Origin of the sequence: Lysobacter panacisoli (genome assembly GCF_009765165.1) — a bacterium.
Classification (GTDB): domain Bacteria; phylum Pseudomonadota; class Gammaproteobacteria; order Xanthomonadales; family Xanthomonadaceae; genus Lysobacter_J; species Lysobacter_J panacisoli.
The window spans coordinates 3541336-3561357 of sequence record NZ_VLNU01000001.1; the positions used below are offsets into that span (position 1 = coordinate 3541336).

20 protein-coding genes are annotated in these 20022 nt (G+C 67.2%); 13 read left to right on the plus strand and 7 right to left on the minus strand.

All coding sequences use genetic code 11. From position 1 onward, the window contains the following. The first annotated feature begins 43 nt into the window (after positions 1 to 43). The 5 genes from FOF45_RS16555 (at position 44) to FOF45_RS16575 (ending at position 6752) form a co-directional block, all read left to right on the plus strand. Positions 44 to 1006, plus strand: coding sequence for an ArsR/SmtB family transcription factor (locus FOF45_RS16555; protein ID WP_158986797.1), 963 nt, complete (start codon positions 44 to 46; stop codon positions 1004 to 1006). Next, on the plus strand, positions 1006 to 2115 hold the full coding sequence (locus FOF45_RS16560) for a homocysteine S-methyltransferase family protein (RefSeq protein ID WP_158986799.1): 1110 nt from the start codon (positions 1006 to 1008) through the stop codon (positions 2113 to 2115). The genes FOF45_RS16555 and FOF45_RS16560 overlap by 1 nt, the downstream gene beginning before the upstream one ends. Further along, positions 2112 to 4799 carry a methionine synthase gene (metH, locus tag FOF45_RS16565; protein ID WP_158986801.1) on the plus strand — a complete coding sequence of 896 codons (2688 nt, stop codon included), beginning with the start codon at positions 2112 to 2114 and terminating at the stop codon, positions 4797 to 4799. Before FOF45_RS16560 ends, metH begins: the two co-directional genes overlap by 4 nt. After that, positions 4796 to 5950, plus strand: coding sequence for a prephenate dehydrogenase (locus FOF45_RS16570; protein WP_158986803.1), 1155 nt, complete (start codon positions 4796 to 4798; stop codon positions 5948 to 5950). Before metH ends, FOF45_RS16570 begins: the two co-directional genes overlap by 4 nt. An 82-nt stretch (positions 5951 to 6032) precedes the next feature. After that, the gene (locus FOF45_RS16575; protein WP_158986805.1) at positions 6033 to 6752 is read left to right on the plus strand and encodes a hypothetical protein; all 720 of its coding nucleotides are present in this window, start codon (positions 6033 to 6035) and stop codon (positions 6750 to 6752) included. Positions 6753 to 6796: 44 nt separating this feature from the next. Here the strand turns inward: FOF45_RS16575 and FOF45_RS16580 are convergent, their stop codons facing one another. The 6 genes from FOF45_RS16580 to FOF45_RS16605 all read right to left on the minus strand — a co-directional run bounded on the left by FOF45_RS16580 (position 6797) and on the right by FOF45_RS16605 (position 11661). Continuing rightward, entirely contained in the window at positions 6797 to 7453 is a 657-nt protein-coding gene (locus tag FOF45_RS16580) for a DUF2058 domain-containing protein (protein WP_158986807.1), read from the minus strand. Positions 7454 to 7463: 10 nt separating this feature from the next. Then, the gene (locus tag FOF45_RS16585; RefSeq protein ID WP_158986809.1) at positions 7464 to 7703 is read right to left on the minus strand and encodes a SlyX family protein; all 240 of its coding nucleotides are present in this window, start codon (positions 7701 to 7703) and stop codon (positions 7464 to 7466) included. 1 nt (position 7704) lies between these two features. Beyond that, entirely contained in the window at positions 7705 to 9045 is a 1341-nt protein-coding gene (locus FOF45_RS16590) for a UDP-glucose dehydrogenase family protein (RefSeq protein WP_158986811.1), read from the minus strand. Between the two features lie 61 nt (positions 9046 to 9106). Beyond that, on the minus strand, positions 9107 to 9892 hold the full coding sequence (locus FOF45_RS16595) for an FKBP-type peptidyl-prolyl cis-trans isomerase (RefSeq protein ID WP_158986813.1): 786 nt from the start codon (positions 9890 to 9892) through the stop codon (positions 9107 to 9109). Positions 9893 to 9997: 105 nt separating this feature from the next. Then, positions 9998 to 10933, minus strand: a complete 936-nt coding sequence (locus tag FOF45_RS16600; protein ID WP_158986815.1) for an FKBP-type peptidyl-prolyl cis-trans isomerase N-terminal domain-containing protein — start codon at positions 10931 to 10933, stop codon at positions 9998 to 10000. A 131-nt stretch (positions 10934 to 11064) separates the two neighbouring features. Further along, a complete protein-coding gene (locus tag FOF45_RS16605; protein WP_158987615.1) occupies positions 11065 to 11661 on the minus strand; it encodes a glutathione peroxidase in 597 nt (198 codons plus the stop codon). Between the two features lie 162 nt (positions 11662 to 11823). Between FOF45_RS16605 and FOF45_RS16610 the strand changes: the two genes are divergently transcribed. From FOF45_RS16610 to FOF45_RS16640, 7 genes are all read left to right on the plus strand, one after another. Next, positions 11824 to 12231, plus strand: coding sequence for a hypothetical protein (locus FOF45_RS16610; RefSeq protein ID WP_158986816.1), 408 nt, complete (start codon positions 11824 to 11826; stop codon positions 12229 to 12231). A 4-nt stretch (positions 12232 to 12235) separates the two neighbouring features. Beyond that, positions 12236 to 12604, plus strand: a complete 369-nt coding sequence (locus FOF45_RS16615) for a GntR family transcriptional regulator (RefSeq protein ID WP_158986818.1) — start codon at positions 12236 to 12238, stop codon at positions 12602 to 12604. Next, positions 12601 to 13488: an ABC transporter ATP-binding protein gene (locus FOF45_RS16620; protein WP_158986820.1), complete on the plus strand. Its 888-nt coding sequence runs from the start codon at positions 12601 to 12603 to the stop codon at positions 13486 to 13488. Before FOF45_RS16615 ends, FOF45_RS16620 begins: the two co-directional genes overlap by 4 nt. Further along, complete coding sequence (locus FOF45_RS16625; protein ID WP_233264174.1) at positions 13485 to 14543, plus strand: hypothetical protein; 1059 nt, start codon at positions 13485 to 13487, stop codon at positions 14541 to 14543. The genes FOF45_RS16620 and FOF45_RS16625 overlap by 4 nt, the downstream gene beginning before the upstream one ends. A gap of 149 nt (positions 14544 to 14692) precedes the next feature. Next, a complete protein-coding gene (locus tag FOF45_RS16630) occupies positions 14693 to 15340 on the plus strand; it encodes a GDSL-type esterase/lipase family protein (RefSeq protein ID WP_158986822.1) in 648 nt (215 codons plus the stop codon). Positions 15341 to 15409: 69 nt separating this feature from the next. After that, positions 15410 to 16186 (plus strand): DUF4097 family beta strand repeat-containing protein, encoded by a 777-nt coding sequence (locus FOF45_RS16635; RefSeq protein ID WP_158986824.1) that lies wholly within the window; start codon positions 15410 to 15412, stop codon positions 16184 to 16186. 29 nt (positions 16187 to 16215) lie between these two features. Further along, positions 16216 to 16902, plus strand: a complete 687-nt coding sequence (locus FOF45_RS16640; protein WP_199244517.1) for a YggN family protein — start codon at positions 16216 to 16218, stop codon at positions 16900 to 16902. 24 nt (positions 16903 to 16926) lie between these two features. Here FOF45_RS16640 and FOF45_RS16645 read toward each other — a convergent pair whose 3' ends face one another. Beyond that, complete coding sequence (locus tag FOF45_RS16645) at positions 16927 to 18351, minus strand: class II fumarate hydratase (protein WP_158986826.1); 1425 nt, start codon at positions 18349 to 18351, stop codon at positions 16927 to 16929. 228 nt (positions 18352 to 18579) lie between these two features. Here FOF45_RS16645 and purB point away from each other — a divergent pair, with 228 nt between their 5' ends. Next, positions 18580 to 19950, plus strand: a complete 1371-nt coding sequence (gene purB, locus FOF45_RS16650; protein ID WP_158986828.1) for an adenylosuccinate lyase — start codon at positions 18580 to 18582, stop codon at positions 19948 to 19950. Positions 19951 to 20022: the final 72 nt, after the last annotated feature.

A 20022-nucleotide genomic window follows, 5' to 3' on the forward strand; every position in this document is an offset into this window, starting at 1 on the left:
TGCGGACGAAACTTATCGCTATATCGCGATAGGTTGATGAAGCATGGATCTGGAAGGCTGGTCGTCACGGCTGAAGGTGTTCGCCGATGCCACGCGCGTGCGCCTGCTCGCCCTGCTGGAGCGCGAAGAGCTGACGGTGGCCGAGCTCTCGGCGATCACCCGCCTGGCACAGCCGCGCGTCTCCACGCATCTGGCCAGGCTGAAGGAGGCCGGGCTGGTCCGCGACCGCCGCTCCGGTGTGTCGGCCTACTACCGTTTCGACGACGCCGCCCTCGACAGCGCCCAGCGGGCGTTGTGGCAGACCCTGCGCGAGGGCAGCGACGATCCGCTGCTGCGCCAGGACGCCGAGCGCGTGACCGACGTCCTCGCCTCGCGCGCCGCCGACCAGAACTGGGCCGATTCGGTGGCCGGCGACATGGAGCGCCACTATTCCCCGGGTCGCACCTGGGAAGCGATGGCGCGCTCGGCGTTGCCGCTGCTGGAGCCCGGCGATGTCCTCGACGTGGCCTCCGGCGACGGCGTGCTGGCCGAACTGATGGCGCCGCATTCGCACCGCTACGTCTGCCTCGATTCGAGCACCAAGGTCGTGCTCGCCGCGTCGGAGCGCCTGCGCAAGCTCAAGAACGTCGAAGTGCGCGAGGGCGACATGCATGCGCTGCCGTTCGCCGACGCGCATTTCGATCTGGCCGTGCTGATGCACGCGCTGACCTACGCCGAACACCCGGCGCAGGCCGTGGCCGAGGCTGCGCGCGTGCTGCGCCCGGGCGGTCGCCTGCTGCTGACCAGCCTCGCCCGCCACGAGCATCGCAGCGTGGTGGAAGCGTACGGCCACGTGAACATGGGCTTCACCGAGAAGGAACTGGTGAAGTTCGCCGGCAAGGCGGGACTGGAGGTCGGCAGTTGCGAGACCGTCACCCGCGAACGCCGCCCCCCGCATTTCGAAGTCATCGCCCTGATCGGACGCAAGCCCGACGATGACGTACGCAAGACCGTGAGGAAGTCCTGATGAATACCCTGCCCTGGTTGAACCCCGCCCGCGCCGAAGCGCTGCAACATCTGCTGCGCGACCGCATCCTCGTGATCGACGGCGCGATGGGCACGATGATCCAACAACACAGCCTGGATGAGGCCGCCTACCGTGGCGAGCGTTTCGCCCACGGCTACGACCATGCCTACGACGTGGCCGAGCACGTGCACGGCGATGCGTGTGGTTGCGCGCGCGACCAGCGCGGCAACAACGACCTGCTCAGTCTCACCCAGCCGCAGATCATCCGCGACATCCATTCGCAGTACCTCGATGCCGGCGCGGACCTGATCGAGACCAACACCTTCAACTCGACCACGGTGTCGCTGGCCGACTACGGACTGGAACACCTCGCGCGCGAACTCAACGAAGCCGGCGCGCGTCTCGCCCGCGAAGCCTGCGACGCGGCCGAGGCGAAGGATCCCTCGCGCCCGCGTTTCGCCATCGGCGTGCTTGGACCGACCAGCCGCACTGCGTCGCTGAGCCCGGACGTGAACCGTCCCGGTTTCCGCGCGATCACCTTCGATGAACTGCGCATCGCCTATCGCGAGGCCGCCGACGGCCTCATCGACGGAGGCGCGGACGTGCTGATGGTCGAGACCGTGTTCGACACGCTCAACGCCAAGGCCGCGCTGTTCGCGATAGAGGAAGTCTTCGAGGCTCGCGGTCTGCGACTGCCGGTGATGATCTCGGGCACGATCACCGACGCATCGGGCCGCACGCTGTCCGGACAGACCGCGGAGGCGTTCTGGTATTCGCTGCGCCACTCGCAGCCGCTGGCGATCGGCCTCAACTGCGCGCTCGGTGCGAAGGACCTGCGCGTGCACGTGGACGTGCTCGCGCAGGTGGCCGACGCCTATGTCAGCACGCATCCCAACGCGGGCCTGCCCAATGCGTTCGGTGGCTACGACGAAACGCCCGATGACATGGCGGCGGTGCTGGGCGAATTCGCCCAGGCCGGCCTGCTCAACCTCGTCGGCGGTTGTTGCGGCACCACGCCCGCGCACATCGCCGCGATCGCGAAAGCCGTGTCGGCGCATGCGCCGCGTGCACTGCCGTCGCTGCAGAACCCGCGGGAACTGGCCGCATGAGCGCACTGCCGCGTCAGACCCGGCTCAGTGGACTGGAACCACTGCAGATCACCCCGGAATCCAATTTCATCAACGTCGGCGAACGCACCAACGTCACCGGCAGCGCCCAGTTCAAGAAGCTGATCCTCGAAGGCCGCCTCGACGAAGCGGTCGTGGTCGCGCGCCAGCAGGTCGAGAACGGCGCGCAGGTGATCGACGTCAACATGGACGAAGGCCTGCTCGACTCCGAACGCGCGATGGTCGAGTACCTCAACCTGATCGCCGCCGAGCCCGACATCGCACGCGTGCCGGTGATGGTCGACAGCTCCAAGTTCAGCGTGATCGAAGCCGGCCTGAAGTGCCTGCAGGGCAAGGGCATCGTCAATTCGATCTCGATGAAGGAAGGCGAGGCCGAATTCCTGCGCCAGGCGCAGCTGGTGCGCCGCTACGGCGCGGCCGTGGTGGTGATGGCCTTCGACGAAGCCGGCCAGGCCGACACGATGGAGCGCAAGATCGAGATCTGTTCGCGCGCTTACACGCTGCTGACCGAACGCATTGGCTTCCCGCCCGAAGACATCATCTTCGATCCGAACGTGTTCGCCATCGCGACCGGCATCGAGGAACACAACGACTACGCGGTGGCCTTCATCGAAGCCACGCGCGAGCTCAAGCGTCGCTTCCCCTTCAGCCACATCTCCGGCGGCGTCTCCAACGTCAGCTTCTCGTTCCGCGGCAACGAGCCGGTACGCCAGGCGATCCACGTGGTGTTCCTGTACCACGCGATCCGCGCGGGCATGGACATGGGCATCGTCAACGCCGGCGCCCTGCCCCTCTACGACGACCTCGATCCGGACCTGCGCGAACGCGTCGAGGACGTGGTGCTCAACCGCCGCGACGATGCGACCGAGCGCCTGCTCGAGATCGCCGACCGCTTCAAGGGCAAGAAGGGCGAGAAGAAGGTCGAGGATCTCGCGTGGCGCGGAAAGCCCGTGCGCGAGCGCCTGAGCCACTCGCTGGTGCACGGCATCGACCAGTACATCGAGGGCGACACCGAGGAAGCGCGCGCGCAATCGTCGCGCCCGCTCGACGTGATCGAAGGTCCGCTGATGGACGGCATGAACGTCGTGGGCGACCTGTTCGGTGCCGGCAAGATGTTCCTGCCGCAGGTCGTGAAGTCCGCGCGCGTGATGAAGAAGGCCGTGGCCTACCTGCTGCCCTTCATCGAGGCCGAGAAGCTGCGCACCGGCGACGCCGGCAAGTCCAACGGCAAGATCGTCATGGCGACCGTCAAGGGCGACGTGCACGACATCGGCAAGAACATCGTCGGCGTGGTGCTGGCCTGCAACAACTTCGAGGTCGTCGATCTCGGCGTGATGGTGCCCGCGCAGACGATCCTCGACCGTGCGCGCGCCGAGAACGCCGACCTGATCGGCCTGTCCGGCCTGATCACGCCGTCGCTTGAGGAAATGAGCCACGTCGCACGCGAGATGCAGCGCCAGGGCTTCCAGATGCCGCTGCTGATCGGCGGTGCGACGACTTCGCGCGCGCATACCGCGCTGAAGATCGATCCGCACTACAAGTCGCCGACGGTGTGGGTGAAGGACGCCTCGCGCGCGGTCGGCGTCGCGCAATCGCTGATCAGCCCCGACCTGCGCGGCAATTTCGTCGCCGCCAACGATGCCGACTACGCCGAGATCCGCGAACGCCACAAGCAGCGCGGTGATGGCAAGCGCCTGGTGTCGCTGGAGAAGGCGCGCGGCCAGCGCTTCGACGGTCGCTGGGCCGATTACGCGCCGCTCGCACCGAAGCAGCCGGGCCTGCACGTGTTCGACGATTACCCGCTCGCCGAACTCCTCGAATACATCGACTGGACGCCGTTCTTCAACACCTGGGAACTGGCGGGCAAGTACCCGGCGATCCTCACCGACGAGGTGGTCGGCGCGCAGGCCAGCGAGCTGTACCGCGATGCGAAGGCGATGCTCAAGCGCATCGTCGATGAGAAGTGGCTGACCGCGAAGGCGGTGTTCGGCCTGTGGCCGGCGAATGCCGTCGGCGATGATGTCGTGGTCGACGTGGACGGCGCTCGCAACACGCTGCACTTCCTGCGCCAGCAGGTCGACAAGCCGGTCGAACGCCCGGACTTCTGCCTCGCCGATTTCATCGCACCGAAGGATTCGGGCCGGCAGGACTGGATCGGCGGGTTCGCGGTGACCGCGGGCATCGGCATCGAAGAACACGTCGCGCGTTTCGAAGCCGACCACGACGACTACAACGCGATCCTGCTCAAGGCGCTCGCCGACCGTTTCGCCGAAGCGTTGGCAGAACGGTTGCACCAGCGCGTACGCCGCGAGTTCTGGGGTTACGCGGCCGACGAATCGCTCGACAACGACGCTCTGATCCACGAGCGCTACGTCGGCATCCGTCCCGCACCGGGCTATCCGGCGTGCCCGGAGCACAGCGAGAAGGCGACGCTGTTCCGCCTGCTCGACGCACCGCGCAACGCTGGCGTGCAGCTCACCGAGAGCTTCGCGATGTATCCCGCGGCGGCAGTGTCCGGCTACTACTTCAGCCATCCCGACAGCCAGTACTTCGTGGTCGGACGCGTGTCGAAGGAACAGGTCGAGGACTATGCGCGTCGCAAGGGCGCGAGCCTCGCGCAGGCCGAACGCTGGCTCGCGTCCAACCTGGACTACGACCCGGAGTGAACGCAGGGCGCAGCGCCTCGCCCGTCGTTGGCATCGTCGGACTGCACGGTGCCTACGGTCGATGGCTGCGCCGGTTCTTCGAGGAGCGGATGGGGCTGCGCGTCGTCGGCCACGATCCCGCGGGCGACGACACGCTGCCGCCACACGAACTCGTTCGCCGCGCCGACGTATTGATCTTCAGCGCGCCGATCCGGCGCACGCCGGAGCTGATCCGCGAATACGTCGCGCTGGCCGACGGCGCGGAAGACGGACGCCTGTGGATGGACGTCACCTCGACCAAGCACGCCCCGGTCGCGGAACTGCTGCGCTCGCGGGCCGAGGTCGTGGGACTGCATCCGATGACCGCGCCGCCCAAGACACCGACGCTGAAAGGCCGTGTGATGGCGGTCTGCCCCGCGCGCGTCGAGGCGTGGCGCGAATGGCTGGACGGCTTCCTGTCGATGACCGAAGCCGAATGCGTCACGGTCGAACCGTCCGAACACGATCGCGCGATGGCGCTGGTCCAGGGACTCGTGCATGCAGCGCACATGGCCCAGGCCGACGTCATCCGCGACTTCGCACCGGCGCTGGGCGGACTCGAACGGCTGCGGCCGTTGCGCACGGTCGGCTACGAACTCGACCTCACCGTCACCGAGCGCATCCTCTCCGGCAACCCGGCGATCTACGAGGACATCCAGTTCGAGAACCCGCACGTGCTGCCGGCACTCGATCGCTTCGCCGAGGCGATCGATTTCCTGCGCACGCGCGTGCGACAGGCCGACGACGACGCGCGGCGCGAGATGCGCTCGCGATTGCTCGACGCCAACGCCGCCTTCTTCGGCGCGCCGGCGCTGGCCGACGGCAGCCACGGGTTCGAGCGGCTCGGCTACCTGCTCGCCGACCTGGAAAGTCCGGACTACCTGAGCGTGTTCCTGCCCGAGGACCATCCGGGCTCGCTGCGCGCGTTGCTGGCGGTTTTCGAGCATCGCGGCATCAACCTCGCCTCGATCCATTCCTCGCGCACGCCAGACGGCGAACTGCACTTCCGCATCGGTCTCGACCGTGCACAAGTGCGCGCGATGCCGGCAGAGGAGATCGCGGCGCTGATCGCAGCGATACAGGCCGAAGGAATCGGCCGCGTGCTGTCGGGCCGAGGTTTGCAGCGCACCTGAGCGGACGCGGCAGCGGCATATTCCGCGTGCACGCCCCTGCCCCGGCGTGCTTCCATTGCGCCAGCACCGTTGGAGCCGCTGGATGAACCTGGACACCCACCCCGCCGGCGCACCGAGGACCACCGCGACCGGCAATGCCGCCTTCTTCGACAGGCACGCCGCACCGGGTCGCATCGGCCTGTGCGGCGGACGCGACTGGATCAACAAACTGATCCGCAAGGCGCAGGCGCCGCTGACCCACGACGGCCACCGCAGCCTGTGGTCGCACGCGTTCCTGATCAGCGAACGCCGCGTCGACGGACACTGGTGGGTGATCGAGTCCGACCTCGACCTGCGCTACCGCCAGATTCGCCTGGGTGTGCAGGAGAATCGCATCGATCGTTATTTCGACGACGACGCCTTCCCCAATGTCGCGATCCTCGACTTCGGCCTCGACGCCGGCCAGACCGCGCAGGTGCAACGCGCCGCGCTGGACCTGCTCTCGGGACTCGGTAGTTATTCGCTGAGCGAACTGGTCGGCACGCTGTTCGCGATGCACAGCCGACGCCTGCGCCGGCGCGAGAACCTGCTCGCAAAGGAAGGCGCACTCTACTGCTCGGCGCTCGTGCAGCACTGCTACGCCGCGGCCGGCGTGGAACTGATCCCCGGCGTGCACGGCAAGAACATAGCGCCGCACGACATCGACGATTCCCCGCTCCCCCACCAGACCCATCGCCTCATCCGCGATCTGGGCGTGTCGACGCTGCGCGAAATCGGCCACGACTCGGGTGCATGGCTGCGGAGCACGGTCGCGCCGGAGTGACGGCATCCGGATAGCAAAACGGCGCCCTGGGGCGCCGTTGTTCTTTACCAGACCAGGTCGTCGGGAACCTGGTACTGCGGGTCCGCGTACGGGTCGTCGCCGGCGGGGGCGTTCGGATCGACCTTGAGCGCGATCGCCGGCGCGAAGATCGCCTCGGCCTGCGCGAGCAGTTCCGCGGTGACCAGCAGGTAGCGGCCGTCCATCTGGATCACGCCCAGCTCGCCGCCGTTGAGCGCCTTGAGCTGCACCTCGTTGACATAGATGCGCTTGATCTTGTCGCCGTACGGGAAGTGACGCGCGATATCGGCGGCCGGATCGTTGAGCGCCTTGTCCTTGACGAGCTCGGCGAGTTTCGCGCGCGCCTCGCGACGCTTGCGTGCTTCTTCCTGCTTCGCGGCCTCGGCGGCGATGCGCTCGTCCTTCTCGCGCTGCGCCCGGATCGCGTAGGCCTTGGCCAGGTCGATGTCCTCGCGCGACTGCGGCTTTCCACCCGGACGCGGGCCACCGGGCTTGCGCTGGCCGGGCTTGCCATCGTGAGGCTTGCCCGTGCGCTGCTCGGGCCTGCCAGACGGCTTGCCGGCGCCACGGTGCTCCGGCTTGCCGGATGGCTTGCCGCCCTGCTTCGGCTGCGCCGGGCGCTCGGGTTTCGGGGCGGGCTTGAAGCCCAGTCCCATGAGTTGATCGCGAAGGCTGTTGCTCATGACTCGGTGATCAGTAGTGCGGCGGCGGGGGTTCCTGCGCCGGATCCGCGGTAAGCGGGTTGGACGCCATCGCGCTGCGCATCTGCCGGAGTTCTTCCAGCACACGGTGCAGCATCAGCGCGTTGCGTCCCTCTTCGCCACGCGCCGCGGCGAGCGCGTCGCTCAGTTCGGACAGCGCGTGTTCCTGGAAGGCGAGTCGCGTTTCCAGGTCGACCAGGCGCTGTTCGAGTTCGCTGCGGTTCTCGCCCATTTCAGTTGGATTGGATCGAACGTCCGCGCCCGATCCCGTAATAGGCGAGGCCCGCGGCCTCGACCTCGTCCGGATGGTACAGGTTGCGGCCGTCGAAGATTACCGCGTCGGCCAGCGACTGGCGCAGGCGCTGGAAATCCGGGCTGCGGAACTGCTTCCACTCGGTGACCACCACCAGCGCGTCGGCATCGGCCAGGGCCGCGCGGGCGGAGTCGCACAGGACCAGGTCGTCGCGCTCGCCAAAGATGCGCTGGGCCTCGGCGGTCGCTTCCGGATCGTAGGCGCGGACCTTCGCGCCGGCGTCCCACAGCTGCTGCAGCAGGCGGCGGCTGGACGCCTCGCGCATGTCGTCGGTGTTCGGCTTGAACGCCAGGCCCCAGACAGCGAAGGTCTTGCCGCTCAGATCGGCGCCGAAATGACGGCCGATCAGTTCGAACAGATGGCCCTTCTGGCGGTCGTTGACCGATTCCACCGCGCCCAGCAGTTCCGCGCGGTAGCCGTGCTGCTGCGAGGTCTTCGCCAGCGCCTGCACGTCCTTGGGGAAGCACGAGCCGCCATAGCCGGCGCCCGGGTAGATGAAGTGCCAGCCGATGCGCGGGTCGGAACCGATGCCCTGGCGCACCATCTCCACGTCCGCGCCGACGCGTTCGGCGATGTTGGCGATCTCGTTCATGAAGGAGATCTTGGTCGCGAGCATGGCGTTGGCGGCGTACTTGGTCAGCTCCGCCGAACGCACGTCCATCACCACGATGCGCTCGTGGTTACGGTTGAACGGCGCATAGAGGCGCTTGAGCTTTTCCACCGCGACCGGGCTGGTCGCGCCGATGACGATGCGATCCGGGCGCATGCAGTCGTTGACCGCGTCGCCCTCTTTCAGGAATTCAGGATTCGAGGCGACTTCGAACGCGATGTCGGCGTTGCGCGCGGCGAGTTCGCCCGCGATCGTCGCGCGCACCTTGTCGGCCGTGCCGACCGGCACCGTCGACTTGTTCACGACCACCGCCGGGCGTTCCAGGTGCTGGCCGATGGTGCGTGCCACCGCGAGCACGTACTTGAGGTCCGCGCTGCCGTCCTCGTCCGGCGGCGTGCCGACGGCGATGAAGATGACGTCGCCGTGGGCGATCGCGCTGGGCGCATCGGAGGTGAACGAGAGGCGACCCACTGCGTGGTTCGCCTTCACCATCGGCTCGAGACCGGGCTCGTAGATGGGAATCACACCGTTGTTGAGACCATCGACCTTCGCCTGGTCGATATCGACACATACGACGTCGTGTCCGACGTCCGCCAGGCAGGTGCCCGTTACCAGGCCGACATAGCCGGTGCCGAAGATGGTGACGCGCATGCGGATCCTTTTCGCTTGGGGGAAAACCGGGCGGCCGCGCGCCGCCCGTTGTAGTGCGGGCTTACTTGCGAGCCTTGGCGATATCGAGCAGTTCGACTTCGAACACCAGCGTCTGGTTCGGGCCGATCGGGCCGGCGCCCTGTTCGCCGTAGCCGAGCTTTGCCGGGATCCAGAAGCGGTACTTGCTGCCGACCGGCATCAGCGTGAGGCCTTCCTGCCAGCCCGGCACCATCTGGCCCAGCGCGAAGTTCGCCGGCTCACCGCGATCGTAGGAACTGTCGAAGGTCTTGCCGTCGAGCAGCATGCCCTTGTAGTGCGCACTGACTATGTCGGTGGGCTTGGGCTTGGCGCCCTTGCCTTCGGTCAGCACCTGGTACTGCAGGCCCGACGGCGTGGTCACCACGCCCGGCTTCTTGCCGTTCTCGGCGAGGAACTGCTGGCCATCGGCGAGGTTCTTCTTCGCGTCGGCCATCATCTTGGCGATGCGCTGCGCCTGGATCTTCTGCGCGAACGCCTCGCGGATCTCACCGGCCTGCTTCTCGTCGAGCAGCGGCTTCTCGCCGGCGAGCGAGGACTTCAGTGCCTTGTGCACAGTGTCCAGGTCGATCTCATCCTTGACCGGTTCCAGCGAACGCGCCATGTCCATGCCGATCATGTAGCTGACCTGCTCCTTCTCCGTCGCCAGGCCCGGAATGGCCTTGGCGCCGTCGGCCTTGGCTGCATCGGCGGTGGCTTCGGGCTTGGCAGCGTCGGCGGGCTTGTCGGCCGGCTTGTTGCAGGCGGCGGTGAGGGCGGCGAGCGAGGCGACGGCCAGTGCAAGGCCGGTGTGGCGCGACGTGAACTTCATCGGGCGGGAGCTCCAGACAGGGAAGATGGCCGGGACGACGTGCGTCGACCCGGCGCGACGGCCTGACAAACTGCCAGTGCCGAACTGAACCTCAGGCGTATCGGATTACAGGATTCCCATCAGCTCGACGTCGAACACGAGCGTCGCGTTCGGGCCGATCGGACCGCCCGGCGTGCCCTTCGGGCCGTAGGCCAGGTCGCCCGGAATCCAGAAGCGGAACTTGCTGCCGACCGGCATCATCGACACGCCTTCGGTCCAGCCCGCGATCACCTGGTTCAGTGCGAACTCGGCCGGCTGGCCGCGATCGTAGGAGCTGTCGAACACGGTGCCGTCGAGCAGCGTGCCGTGGTAGTTCACGCGGACGCGGTCGGTGGCCTTCGGACGCGCGCCCGAACCCTGGCGCAGCACCATGTACTGCAGGCCCGAGCCGGTGGTGAACACGCCCTTCTCGGTCTTGTTCTTCGCGAGGAACTTGTCGCCTTCTTCCTTGTTCTTGGCGCCGAGCGCAGACACCTGCTGCTGCATCTTCGCCATCACCTTCTGCTGGAACGCCTGGCGCACTTCGCCCATCTCGGCCTCGCTCAGCAGCGGCTTGCCCTTCGCGAACGAAGTGCGGATCGCCTGCACGAGCACCGGCAGTTCCAGTTCGTCCTTGATCGGCACGAGCGAGCGACCGACGTCGGCGCCGACGAGGTAGGCGACCTTGTCCTTCGGCACGTCCGGTACCTTCGCGCCGGCCGGCGCCTGGCCGGTACGCGAGGCGATGCGCTGCATCAGCGCGGGACCGACGGTCTGCGCCTCGTCCTCGGTGATCAGCGGCTTGCCGCCGTCGAAGGCATTCTTGATGGCGCGCTCGAAAGCGGCCAGGTCGATGTCGGGCGCGACGGGCGCGATGGACTGGGCGATGTCGGTGCCCACCATGTAGCTGGTCTTTTCGCGTTCGGTAGTCAGCACGGTCTTGTCCTGGGCAAATGCCGCCGCGCCGATCAGCGTGGCCGCGGTGGTGAGGAACACGGCGGCGCCGCGCACGAAAGCCTTCATCGGGAACCTACTCCGTATGGGTGGTGTTGCGGCCTGGCGGCCGTTTTGCGCAGGAAGGGCCTGACATCCGCCCCGCTGCGCAAGCGGTGCATTGTCGCGGCAGTGCGCCGCATCGGCAATCGCCGGAAATTTCACCTTGCCTTCGCGCGCGGCGCGGCAAGGGCCTGCTCGATAGCCGCCACGACCTGCGGGTCGTCGGGCTTGGTCTTGCTGCCGAAACTCGCGACGAGGCGTCCGTCCCGACCGATCAGGTACTTGTGGAAGTTCCACTGCGGCGCCTGGCCTGCGGCCTTCGCCAGGTCGCGATACAGCGGCGTGGCGTCGTCGCCGACGACATGCACCTTCTCGAACATCGGGAATTTCACCCCGTAAGTCAGCGTGCAGAATTCCTGTATCTGCTTCTCGTCGTCGAACTCCTGCGCCTTGAAATCACCGGAAGGAAAGCCGAGTACCGCGAATCCGTTCCTACGGTATTTCGCATGCAGCGCTTCTAGCGCTTCGAATTGCGGCGTGTAACCGCACTTGCTTGCGGTATTGACCACGAGCAGCACGTCGCCGCGATAGGCGCTGGCCAGATTCACCGCTTGCTTGCCCGCCAACGGACGGAAACTGCGATCCAGCAGGCCGCCGGCGGCTATCGCCAAAGCGGACACCAACAGCAAAGACAGCACCAGCCAGCGGGCTCGATGCTGGCGGGACGACGGACTCACATTCTGAATGGGGCGCATGGCGGATCGCGGGCCTGGCAGCGGCGGGAGGCCCGGATTATGGCGGTCCGGGCCGTGCACGCGGCGCGTATGCCATCAGTTGGGTAAGCCATGCTTGACGGGACGTCTTTAGGTGTTATAGTTGCCTACAACACCGGTTGACCAATGAGCAGGACGTTCACCATGAACCGCAGGCTCCAGAACTCCTTCACGGCGATGCTGGCTTCCGCTTCGGCCCTGGCCCTGTGCCTGAGCCTGGCGATGCCCTCCGCGCCGCAGCAGCACGGTCCGGTCGCCCTCAACCTGGGCCCGGTGGAAGTCTCCTTCACCCCTGATGACCCGGCCGCCTCCCGCGAAGACCAGGTCGAAGCGCTGGTGCGCAGCATCGAAGCGCGCAGCGACCGCGTCGAGTCCCTCGCCGACGCGGCCACGCTGACCGCCGAAATCGCCGCCGCCGCCGCCCTGGCCGGCTCGCTCCACGAGGCCCGGGACAACGCCAAGCTGCAAACCGAAACCAAGGCCAGGACGGCCGCCCGGCATCGCCGGCAAACCCTCGTCATGCCTTATTTCTCATTCGCACCGCGGGGCTGAACCAATGACCGCAATTCAATGGAGCGACGGCGCTCCGATCTATCGCCAGCTGAAGGATCGCGTCATCGCGATGATGCTCGACGGTGTCCTCAAGCCGGGCGACGCACTGCCCTCCGTGCGCCAGGTCGCCGCCGAATACCAGCTCAATCCAATCACCGTCTCGCGCGCCTATCAGGAACTGGCGGACGAGGCACTCGTCGAAAAACGCAGGGGTCTGGGCATGTACGTGACCGAAGAGGCCGCAAAGAAGCTGCTGTTCAACGAACGCGAACGTTTCCTGCGCGAGGAGTGGCCGCTGGTGCTGGAACGCATCATGCGACTGGGCCTCACCGCCGAAGAACTGCTGACCCCCGCCAAGGCAGGCACGCCATGAACGCCCCGGCCATCGCCTCCACCACCACGCCGGTGGTCAGCGCACGACACCTGCGCAAGGCATACAAGAACAAGCTCGCGCTCGACGACACCGCGTTCGAGATCCCGGCCGGCCGCATCGTCGGCCTGATCGGCCCCAACGGTGCCGGCAAGACCACCGCGCTCAAGGCCATCCTCGGGCTGATCCCGTTCGAAGGCGAGCTGCGCGTGCTCGGTCGCGACCCGCGCACCGAACGCGACGAACTCATGCGCGACGTCTGCTTCATCGCCGACGTGGCGGTGCTGCCGCGCTGGATCCGCGTCCGCGAAGCGATCGAATTCGTCGCCGGCGTGCATCCGCGCTTCGACCGCGCCAAGTGCGAACGCTTCCTCGCCCACACCCAGCTCAAGCCGCAGATGCGCGTGCGTGAGCTGTCCAAGGGCATGATCGTGCAGCTGCACCTGGCGCTGGTGATGGCCATCGACGCGCGCCTGCTGGTGCTCGACGAACCGACGCTGGGCCTGGATATCCTCTATCGCAAGCAGTTCTACCAGCGCCTGCTGGAGGATTACTTCGACGAGGAGAAGACCATCCTGGTGACCACTCACCAGGTCGAGGAGATCGAGCACATCCTCACCGACGTGATGTTCATCCGCGACGGCAAGGTGGTGCTGGACAACGACATGGAATCGCTCGGCGAGCGCTTCATCGAAGTGCTGGTCAACGGCGAGAAGACGGCCGACGCGCGCGCGCTCAAGCCGATCGACGAACGCGCCCTGCCCTTCGGCAAGACCGTGATGCTGTTCGACGGCGTGCCGCATGCGCAGCTGGCCGGGCTCGGCGAAACCCGCACGCCGGGCCTTGCCGATCTGTTCGTCGCGACGATGAAGGGAACCTACGCATGAACGCGATCAACGAATCCCACGAACTTCCCCGCGCGGCCGCAGTGGTGGCTCCGCACCCGACGCACACCTACAAGATGCTGCTCAAGCGCGAGTTCTGGGAGCACAAGGGCGGCTTTTTCTGGGCGCCGCTGGTGGCCGGCGGCATCCTGCTCCTGCTGACCCTGATGGGGATCGGCGCCGGTGAGGTGCTGCTGCGCAAGGTCCCGGACCAGGCGACGATCAACGTCGAAGGCGGCAGCTTCCAGGTCAACGGACTCGACATCAACCAGCTCACCGCGCACATGAGCGGCGACGAGCTGCGCGAGTTCGGCGGCGTGATCGACGCCAGCCTGTACATGGCGGCGACGTGGCCCTTCATCGTGCTGGCCTTCGTGGTGTTCTTCTACTGCCTGGGCAGCCTGTACGACGATCGCCGCGACCGCAGCGTGCTGTTCTGGAAGTCGCTGCCGATCTCCGACCGCGACACCGTGCTGTCCAAGGTCGCCAGCGCGACGCTGATGGCGCCGACGATCGCGGCCATCGCCGCGGTGATCACCATCTTCGGTTCGATGGTCCTGTACAGCCTGGTCGTGCTGCTGCACGGCGGCAACCCGTACACGGTGCTGTGGGGGCCGGCCAGCCCGCTCAAGGTGAGCGCGCACCTGATCGCCTCCATCCCGGTGTATGCGCTGTGGGCGCTGCCGACCGTGGGCTGGCTGATGCTGTGCTCGTCCTGGGCCAAGAGCAAGCCATTCCTGTGGGCGATCATGATCCCGGTCTTCGCCGGCATCTTCGTCACCTGGTTCGACCTGATGCAGCTGTTCGACCTCGGCAGCGGCTGGTTCTGGCAGAACGTCGTCGCCCGCAGCCTGCTCAGTGCGGTGCCGGGCACGTGGTTCGACGTGGCGAACGTCGGCAACATCGATGTCGACGGCCCGCAGGCGATCCACTCGGTGCTCAACCTGCGCACGATGTACTCGGTCCTGCTGACCCCGCAGCTGTGGATCGGCGCGGTGGCCGGCGCCCTGATGATCTTCGGCGCGATCCGCCTGCGCCGCTGGCGGGATGAGGGGTGAGGCACGCCGCTTGCGCGGCATGCCGCGCGGCGTGCCGAACGCCCGGCCACGGACGGCCGGGCCGGGCAACCCGAAGCCGGTAACGCATCGCCAGGGACGGCAGTGAAGTCAGGAAGCAGAAGTACACCCCATCGCCCAAGGAAAGCCCGATGCGTCTCGCGTACACCGCAATTCTCTCGTTCTCGCTGTTCGCGACATCGCTGTCGGCATTGGCCGGCAACTCGACGATCGATGCGACGACCGACACCGTGCTCATCGTCGGCGACAGTCTCAGCTCCGCGCACCGCATGCCCGAAACCGCCGGATGGGTCGCACTGCTGGATCGCAGGCTCGTTGCACATTCCGCACACGCACCGGCCATTGTCAACGCGAGCCGCGGCGGCAAGACGCTGGCGGACGCGCTGACCGAACTCCCGTCGCTGCTTGCCGAGCATCGTCCCGACGTGGTGTTGCTGGAACTGGGCGGCAACGACGCGATCCTCGGCGCCAAGGGACCCGAAATCCGCCGTGACCTGGCGCGCCTGGTCGACCTGTCGCGGGGTGCCGGCGCCAAGGTAGCCGTGCTGGGCTTCGCGATCCCGCCGGCGTTCGACAAGGACGGCTCGGCGGACCTGCTGCGCGACGCCTACGCGGCCGTCGCGGACGAGAAGGATGTCGCGCTGTTGCCGTCGCTGCTGGCAGGTATCTCGGACCAGCCGTCGTTGCTGCAGGACGACGGAATCCACCCCAATGCGGATGCGCAGTCGCGGGTGCTCGAGAACGCTTGGCCGACGCTGAAGCCACTGCTGCTCAAGTAGTCCGGGCGGCGCAACCCAACGCGCTTTTCCCGCATCCAATCAGGGCCCTCAACGGAGAGAGAGTCACCCATGCGCAAGATGCTTCCCGCCATCGCCCTGCTCCCGCTCGCGCTGTTCGCCGGACAGGCCTTCGCCGACGAATGCAAGCATTCGGAACCGCGCAACCTGCAACTCGACCTCGCCGGCGTGAAATCGGTGATGTTCGACATCGGTCCGCACGACCTGGTCGTGAACGCGCGTCCCGGCGCCAAGGCCGCCGTGCAGGGCAAGGCCTGCGCGTCGAACCCGGACCGCCTCAAGCAACTCACCCTCACCCAGCAGCGCGTCGGCGACCGCCTCGTCGTCACGGCGGAGCGCGACGACATCGTGAACTTCAGCTTCGGTTCGGCGAATTACGCCTACCTGATGCTTGAGGCCAGCGTGCCCGACAACCTGCTCGTGCACCTCAAGGTCGGTTCGGGCGATGCACGCGTGAGCGGCGCCTCCGCGCTCAGCGCGGACGTCGGCTCCGGCGATGTCGAGGCCCGCAACATCCGCGGGCAGGTCACCGCCGACGTCGGTTCCGGCGACATCGAACTGGACACCATCGGCTCGCTCCACGTGCTCGAGGTCGGTTCGGGCGACATCAAGGCGCGCCGCATCTCCGGCGGTGCCACCATCGGCCGCATCGGCTCGGGCGACGTCGAACTGCGCGACGTCGGCGGCGACGTCAGCGCCGACAAGATCGGCTCCGGCGATCTCGACGCCTACGCGGTGGGCGGGAACCTGACCGTGCGCAAGGTCGGCAGCGGCTCGGTCGGCCACAGCGGCGTGCGCGGCAAGGTCGACGTGCCGCGCGACGAATGAATCTTTCCTTCCATACCCAGGAACGCGCCATGACTTCCGTTTCGCGCAGCCTCTCGTTCGTCGCCGTGCTGGGCACGCTGTCGCTGCTTTCGGCCTGCGGCGCGAGTCCGTCCAGTTCCTCCTCCGGCGCCGCGCCGGCCAAGGAAACCTCCGCGATCTCCAGCACCGTGCAGAAGGCCATCGCCGAAGCGCGGCAGGAAATCGCCGAAGGCAACATCAGCGTCCAGAACGGCAAGAGCGGCCAGCGCGTCGAACTCTCGCCCAAGGGCGACCTGCTGATCGACGGCAAGGCGGTGCCGGTGACGCCGGAACAGCGCGCGCTGCTGCTCGACTACCGTGGCCACGTGCAGAAGGTCGCCAACGCGGGCGTGGACATCGGCCTGCAGGGCGCGGACCTGGCGACGCGCGCGGTGACCGAGTCGATCACCGGCATCTTCACCGGACGCACCGATGACATCGAGAAGCGCGTCGAGGCCGAAGCGGACAAGATCCGTGCCTCGGCGCTGGAGCTGTGCGCGCTGCTGCCGGCGATGCGCGATTCGCAGAATCGACTGGCCGCCTCGCTGCCGGAGTTCAGGCCTTACGCCAACCTCGACCAGTCGGATATCGACGACTGCGCCAAGGAAGCGAACGAGAAGAGCCACAAGGCCACGATGAACGCAGCCGCGGAAGCGGCGGCGGCCGCCGAAGCGGCCAAGGCACCAATCAAGCAGTAACGGCGAACGCGGGGGGCGCGGCGATCAGCCGCCGCCCCCGCCACCGCCTTCGTGGATGCCGCCGCGCGTGAGCGCGGTCGGGTCCAGCAGCTCGCGCAGCTGCTTCGCCGACAGTCCGCTGGTTTCCATCGCCACTTCCAGCACCGGACGCCCTTCCTTGTAGGCCTGCTTGGCGATCGCCGCGGCCTTCTCGTAACCGATGAGCGGATTCAGCGCCGTGACCAGGATTGGGTTGCGGTTGAGCGCTTCGCGCACGCGTTCCGGCCGCACCTTCAGGCCTTCGATCGCATCGTCCGCCAGCAACCGCATCACGTTGGCGAGCAGGCCGATCGAGTCGAGCAGGTCGTAGGCGATCAGCGGCAGCATCACGTTGAGCTGGAAGTTGCCGCTCTGCCCCGCCACGGTAATCGCGGTGTGATGGCCCATCACCTGCGCGCACACCATGCAGGTCGCTTCGGGGATCACTGGGTTGACCTTGCCCGGCATGATCGAACTGCCCGGCTGCAACGCAGGAAGCTCGATCTCGCCCAGGCCCGCGAGCGGTCCGGAATTCATCCAGCGCAGATCGTTGGAGATCTTCATCAGCGCAACCGCCAGCGCGTTGAGCTGGCCCGACAGTTCCACCGCGTCGTCCTGCGACGCGATGCCCTCGAACTTGTCGGCCGCCGATTCGAACTTCGCGCCCGACAACGTGGACAAGGCCTTCGCCATGTTCCGGCCGAAGCGCGGATCGGCGTTGATGCCGGTGCCGATCGCAGTGCCGCCGATCGGCAGGCGGCGCGTCCGCTTCAGCGCGTCCTCGATCCGTTCCTGCGCGGAGGTCAACTGCGCGGCCCATGCGCCGAATTCCTGCGCGAAGGTCAGCGGCATCGCGTCCATCAGGTGGGTGCGGCCGGTCTTGGTCAGCCGCCCGAGCGAGCGCCCCTTGCGTTCGATGGTCCGACGCAGATGCTTGAGCGAGGGCAGCAGTCGTTCGACGGTGGCCAGCTGCGCGGAGACGCGGATCGCGGTGGGAATCACGTCGTTGGAGCTCTGTCCCAGGTTGACGTGATCGTTGGGGTGGACCTTCCTGCCCGATTGCGTGGCGAGGGCGGCGATCACCTCGTTGGCATTCATGTTGCTCGACGTGCCCGAGCCCGTCTGGAACACATCGATGGGGAACTGCGCGTCGTGCTCGCCCTCGGCCACGCGCAGCGCGGCGGCGCGGATCGCCTGTGCCGCGCCCTTGCCGAGCAGGCCGAAACCGCCGTTGACTTCTGCTGCCGCGGCCTTGATCAGGCCCAGCGCGCGGATGAACTCACGTGGCATCGGGCGTCCCGAGATCGGGAAGTTCTGCACCGCACGCTGGGTCTGCGCGCCCCACAGGGCCTGCGCCGGCACCTGCAACTCGCCCATGCTGTCGTGTTCGGTGCGGAAGCCGCTGCCGCGGCGCCCAGGCTGCTTCGCCATCGCGCTGTCCTCGGGGGTTGGATGCGCCGAGCTTACGCCCAACGCGCTGCCGGCGAGACGCACGCGTAGCCCGGGTAAGGCCGAAGGCCGCACCCGGGGCTTCGGTGCGACGACGTCCCGGGTGCGCTGCGCTTACCCGGGCTACGGATGGCGTGATCGATACGATCGGTGAGGGTCGGCCCGGGCGGGAGTAGTAGAATCGCGGTTTGCCTTCGCCCGAAGACCCCCATGTCCGTTGAAGCCCAGCTGCTCGCCCTGTCCCCGCTCGATGGCCGCTATGCCGGCAAGGTCGACGCGCTCCGTCCGATCTTCTCCGAGTACGGCCTGATCAAGGCGCGCGTGAAAGTGGAAGTGGAGTGGCTGCTGGCGCTCGCCAACGAGCCGGGCATCGTCGAACTCAAGCCGTTCTCCGCCGCTGCCGCAGCACGCCTGCGCGCGCTGGCCGACGAACTTTCGCCCAGCGATGCGGCGCGGGTGAAGGAGATCGAGCGCACCACCAATCACGACGTCAAGGCCGTCGAGTACTTCATCAAGGAACGCCTGAAGGACGACGCCGAGCTCGGCCCGGCTCTGGAGTTCGTGCACTTCGCCTGCACCTCCGAGGACATCAACAACCTCAGTTACGCGCTGATGCTCAACCAGGCGCGCCAGTTCGTGCTGCTGCCCAAGCTCGACGAACTCATCCAGAAGCTGCGCGCGATGGCGCACGAACACGCCGCGCTGCCGATGCTCTCGCGCACGCACGGCCAGACCGCCTCGCCGACCACCGTCGGCAAGGAACTGGCGAACGTCGTCGCGCGCCTGCAGCGCCAGGGCGAAACGCTGGCCGCGGCGCGCATGCCGGGCAAGATCAACGGTGCGGTCGGCAACTACAACGCGCACGTCGTGTCGTATCCGGACGTGGACTGGACCGTCTTCTCCGAGCGTTTCGTGCATTCACTCGGCCTGAACTGGCAGCCCTACACCACCCAGATCGAGCCGCACGACGGCATCGCCGAGATCTGCGATGCGCAGCGCCGTATCGACACCATCGCCATCGACCTGTGCCGCGACGTGTGGGGCTACATCTCGCTGGGCTACTTCAAGCAGGCGGTGAAGGCCGGCGAAGTCGGCAGCTCGACCATGCCGCACAAGATCAACCCGATCGACTTCGAGAACGCCGAAGGCAATTTCGGCATCGCCAATGCACTGCTCGAGCATTTCGCCGCGAAGCTGCCGATCAGCCGCTGGCAGCGCGACCTGACCGACTCGACCGTGCTGCGCGCGCTCGGGACCGCGTTCGGCCACGCGCTGATCGGTTTCGATGCGCTGCAGCGCGGCCTGGGCAAGCTCAGCGTCAATCCGCAGCGCCTGGCCGAAGACCTCGAGGCCGCGTGGGAAGTGCTGGCCGAGGCCGTGCAGACGGTCATGCGCCGCCACGGCCTGCCCAATCCGTACGAGCAGCTGAAGGCGTTGACCCGCGGCCACGGCATCAACGAGGCGTCGATGCGCGAGTTCATCGGCTCGCTGGACCTGCCTGCCGCCGACAAGCAGCGCCTGCTCGAGATGACGCCCGGCAGCTACATCGGCCTGGCCGAGCGTCTCGCGCGCGAGATCTGAACGACGCGGGCTGACGCGGACCTCGCGTCGGCTTGACCGCGCTCAGGAAACCCGGCGCGGCGGGAAGGCAGA

Coding starts and splice junctions, on each gene's coding strand:
- FOF45_RS16555 (WP_158986797.1), top strand. CDS start 44: ATGGATCTGGAAGGCTGGTCGTCACGGCTGAAGGTGTTCGCCGATGCC.
- FOF45_RS16560 (WP_158986799.1), top strand. CDS start 1,006: ATGAATACCCTGCCCTGGTTGAACCCCGCCCGCGCCGAAGCGCTGCAA.
- metH (WP_158986801.1), top strand. CDS start 2,112: ATGAGCGCACTGCCGCGTCAGACCCGGCTCAGTGGACTGGAACCACTG.
- FOF45_RS16575 (WP_158986805.1), top strand. CDS start 6,033: ATGAACCTGGACACCCACCCCGCCGGCGCACCGAGGACCACCGCGACC.
- FOF45_RS16580 (WP_158986807.1), bottom strand. CDS start 7,453: ATGAGCAACAGCCTTCGCGATCAACTCATGGGACTGGGCTTCAAGCCC.
- FOF45_RS16585 (WP_158986809.1), bottom strand. CDS start 7,703: ATGGGCGAGAACCGCAGCGAACTCGAACAGCGCCTGGTCGACCTGGAA.
- FOF45_RS16590 (WP_158986811.1), bottom strand. CDS start 9,045: ATGCGCGTCACCATCTTCGGCACCGGCTATGTCGGCCTGGTAACGGGC.
- FOF45_RS16595 (WP_158986813.1), bottom strand. CDS start 9,892: ATGAAGTTCACGTCGCGCCACACCGGCCTTGCACTGGCCGTCGCCTCG.
- FOF45_RS16600 (WP_158986815.1), bottom strand. CDS start 10,933: ATGAAGGCTTTCGTGCGCGGCGCCGCCGTGTTCCTCACCACCGCGGCC.
- FOF45_RS16605 (WP_158987615.1), bottom strand. CDS start 11,661: ATGCGCCCCATTCAGAATGTGAGTCCGTCGTCCCGCCAGCATCGAGCC.
- FOF45_RS16610 (WP_158986816.1), top strand. CDS start 11,824: ATGAACCGCAGGCTCCAGAACTCCTTCACGGCGATGCTGGCTTCCGCT.
- FOF45_RS16615 (WP_158986818.1), top strand. CDS start 12,236: ATGACCGCAATTCAATGGAGCGACGGCGCTCCGATCTATCGCCAGCTG.
- FOF45_RS16620 (WP_158986820.1), top strand. CDS start 12,601: ATGAACGCCCCGGCCATCGCCTCCACCACCACGCCGGTGGTCAGCGCA.
- FOF45_RS16625 (WP_233264174.1), top strand. CDS start 13,485: ATGAACGCGATCAACGAATCCCACGAACTTCCCCGCGCGGCCGCAGTG.
- FOF45_RS16630 (WP_158986822.1), top strand. CDS start 14,693: ATGCGTCTCGCGTACACCGCAATTCTCTCGTTCTCGCTGTTCGCGACA.
- FOF45_RS16635 (WP_158986824.1), top strand. CDS start 15,410: ATGCGCAAGATGCTTCCCGCCATCGCCCTGCTCCCGCTCGCGCTGTTC.
- FOF45_RS16640 (WP_199244517.1), top strand. CDS start 16,216: ATGACTTCCGTTTCGCGCAGCCTCTCGTTCGTCGCCGTGCTGGGCACG.
- FOF45_RS16645 (WP_158986826.1), bottom strand. CDS start 18,351: ATGGCGAAGCAGCCTGGGCGCCGCGGCAGCGGCTTCCGCACCGAACAC.
- purB (WP_158986828.1), top strand. CDS start 18,580: ATGTCCGTTGAAGCCCAGCTGCTCGCCCTGTCCCCGCTCGATGGCCGC.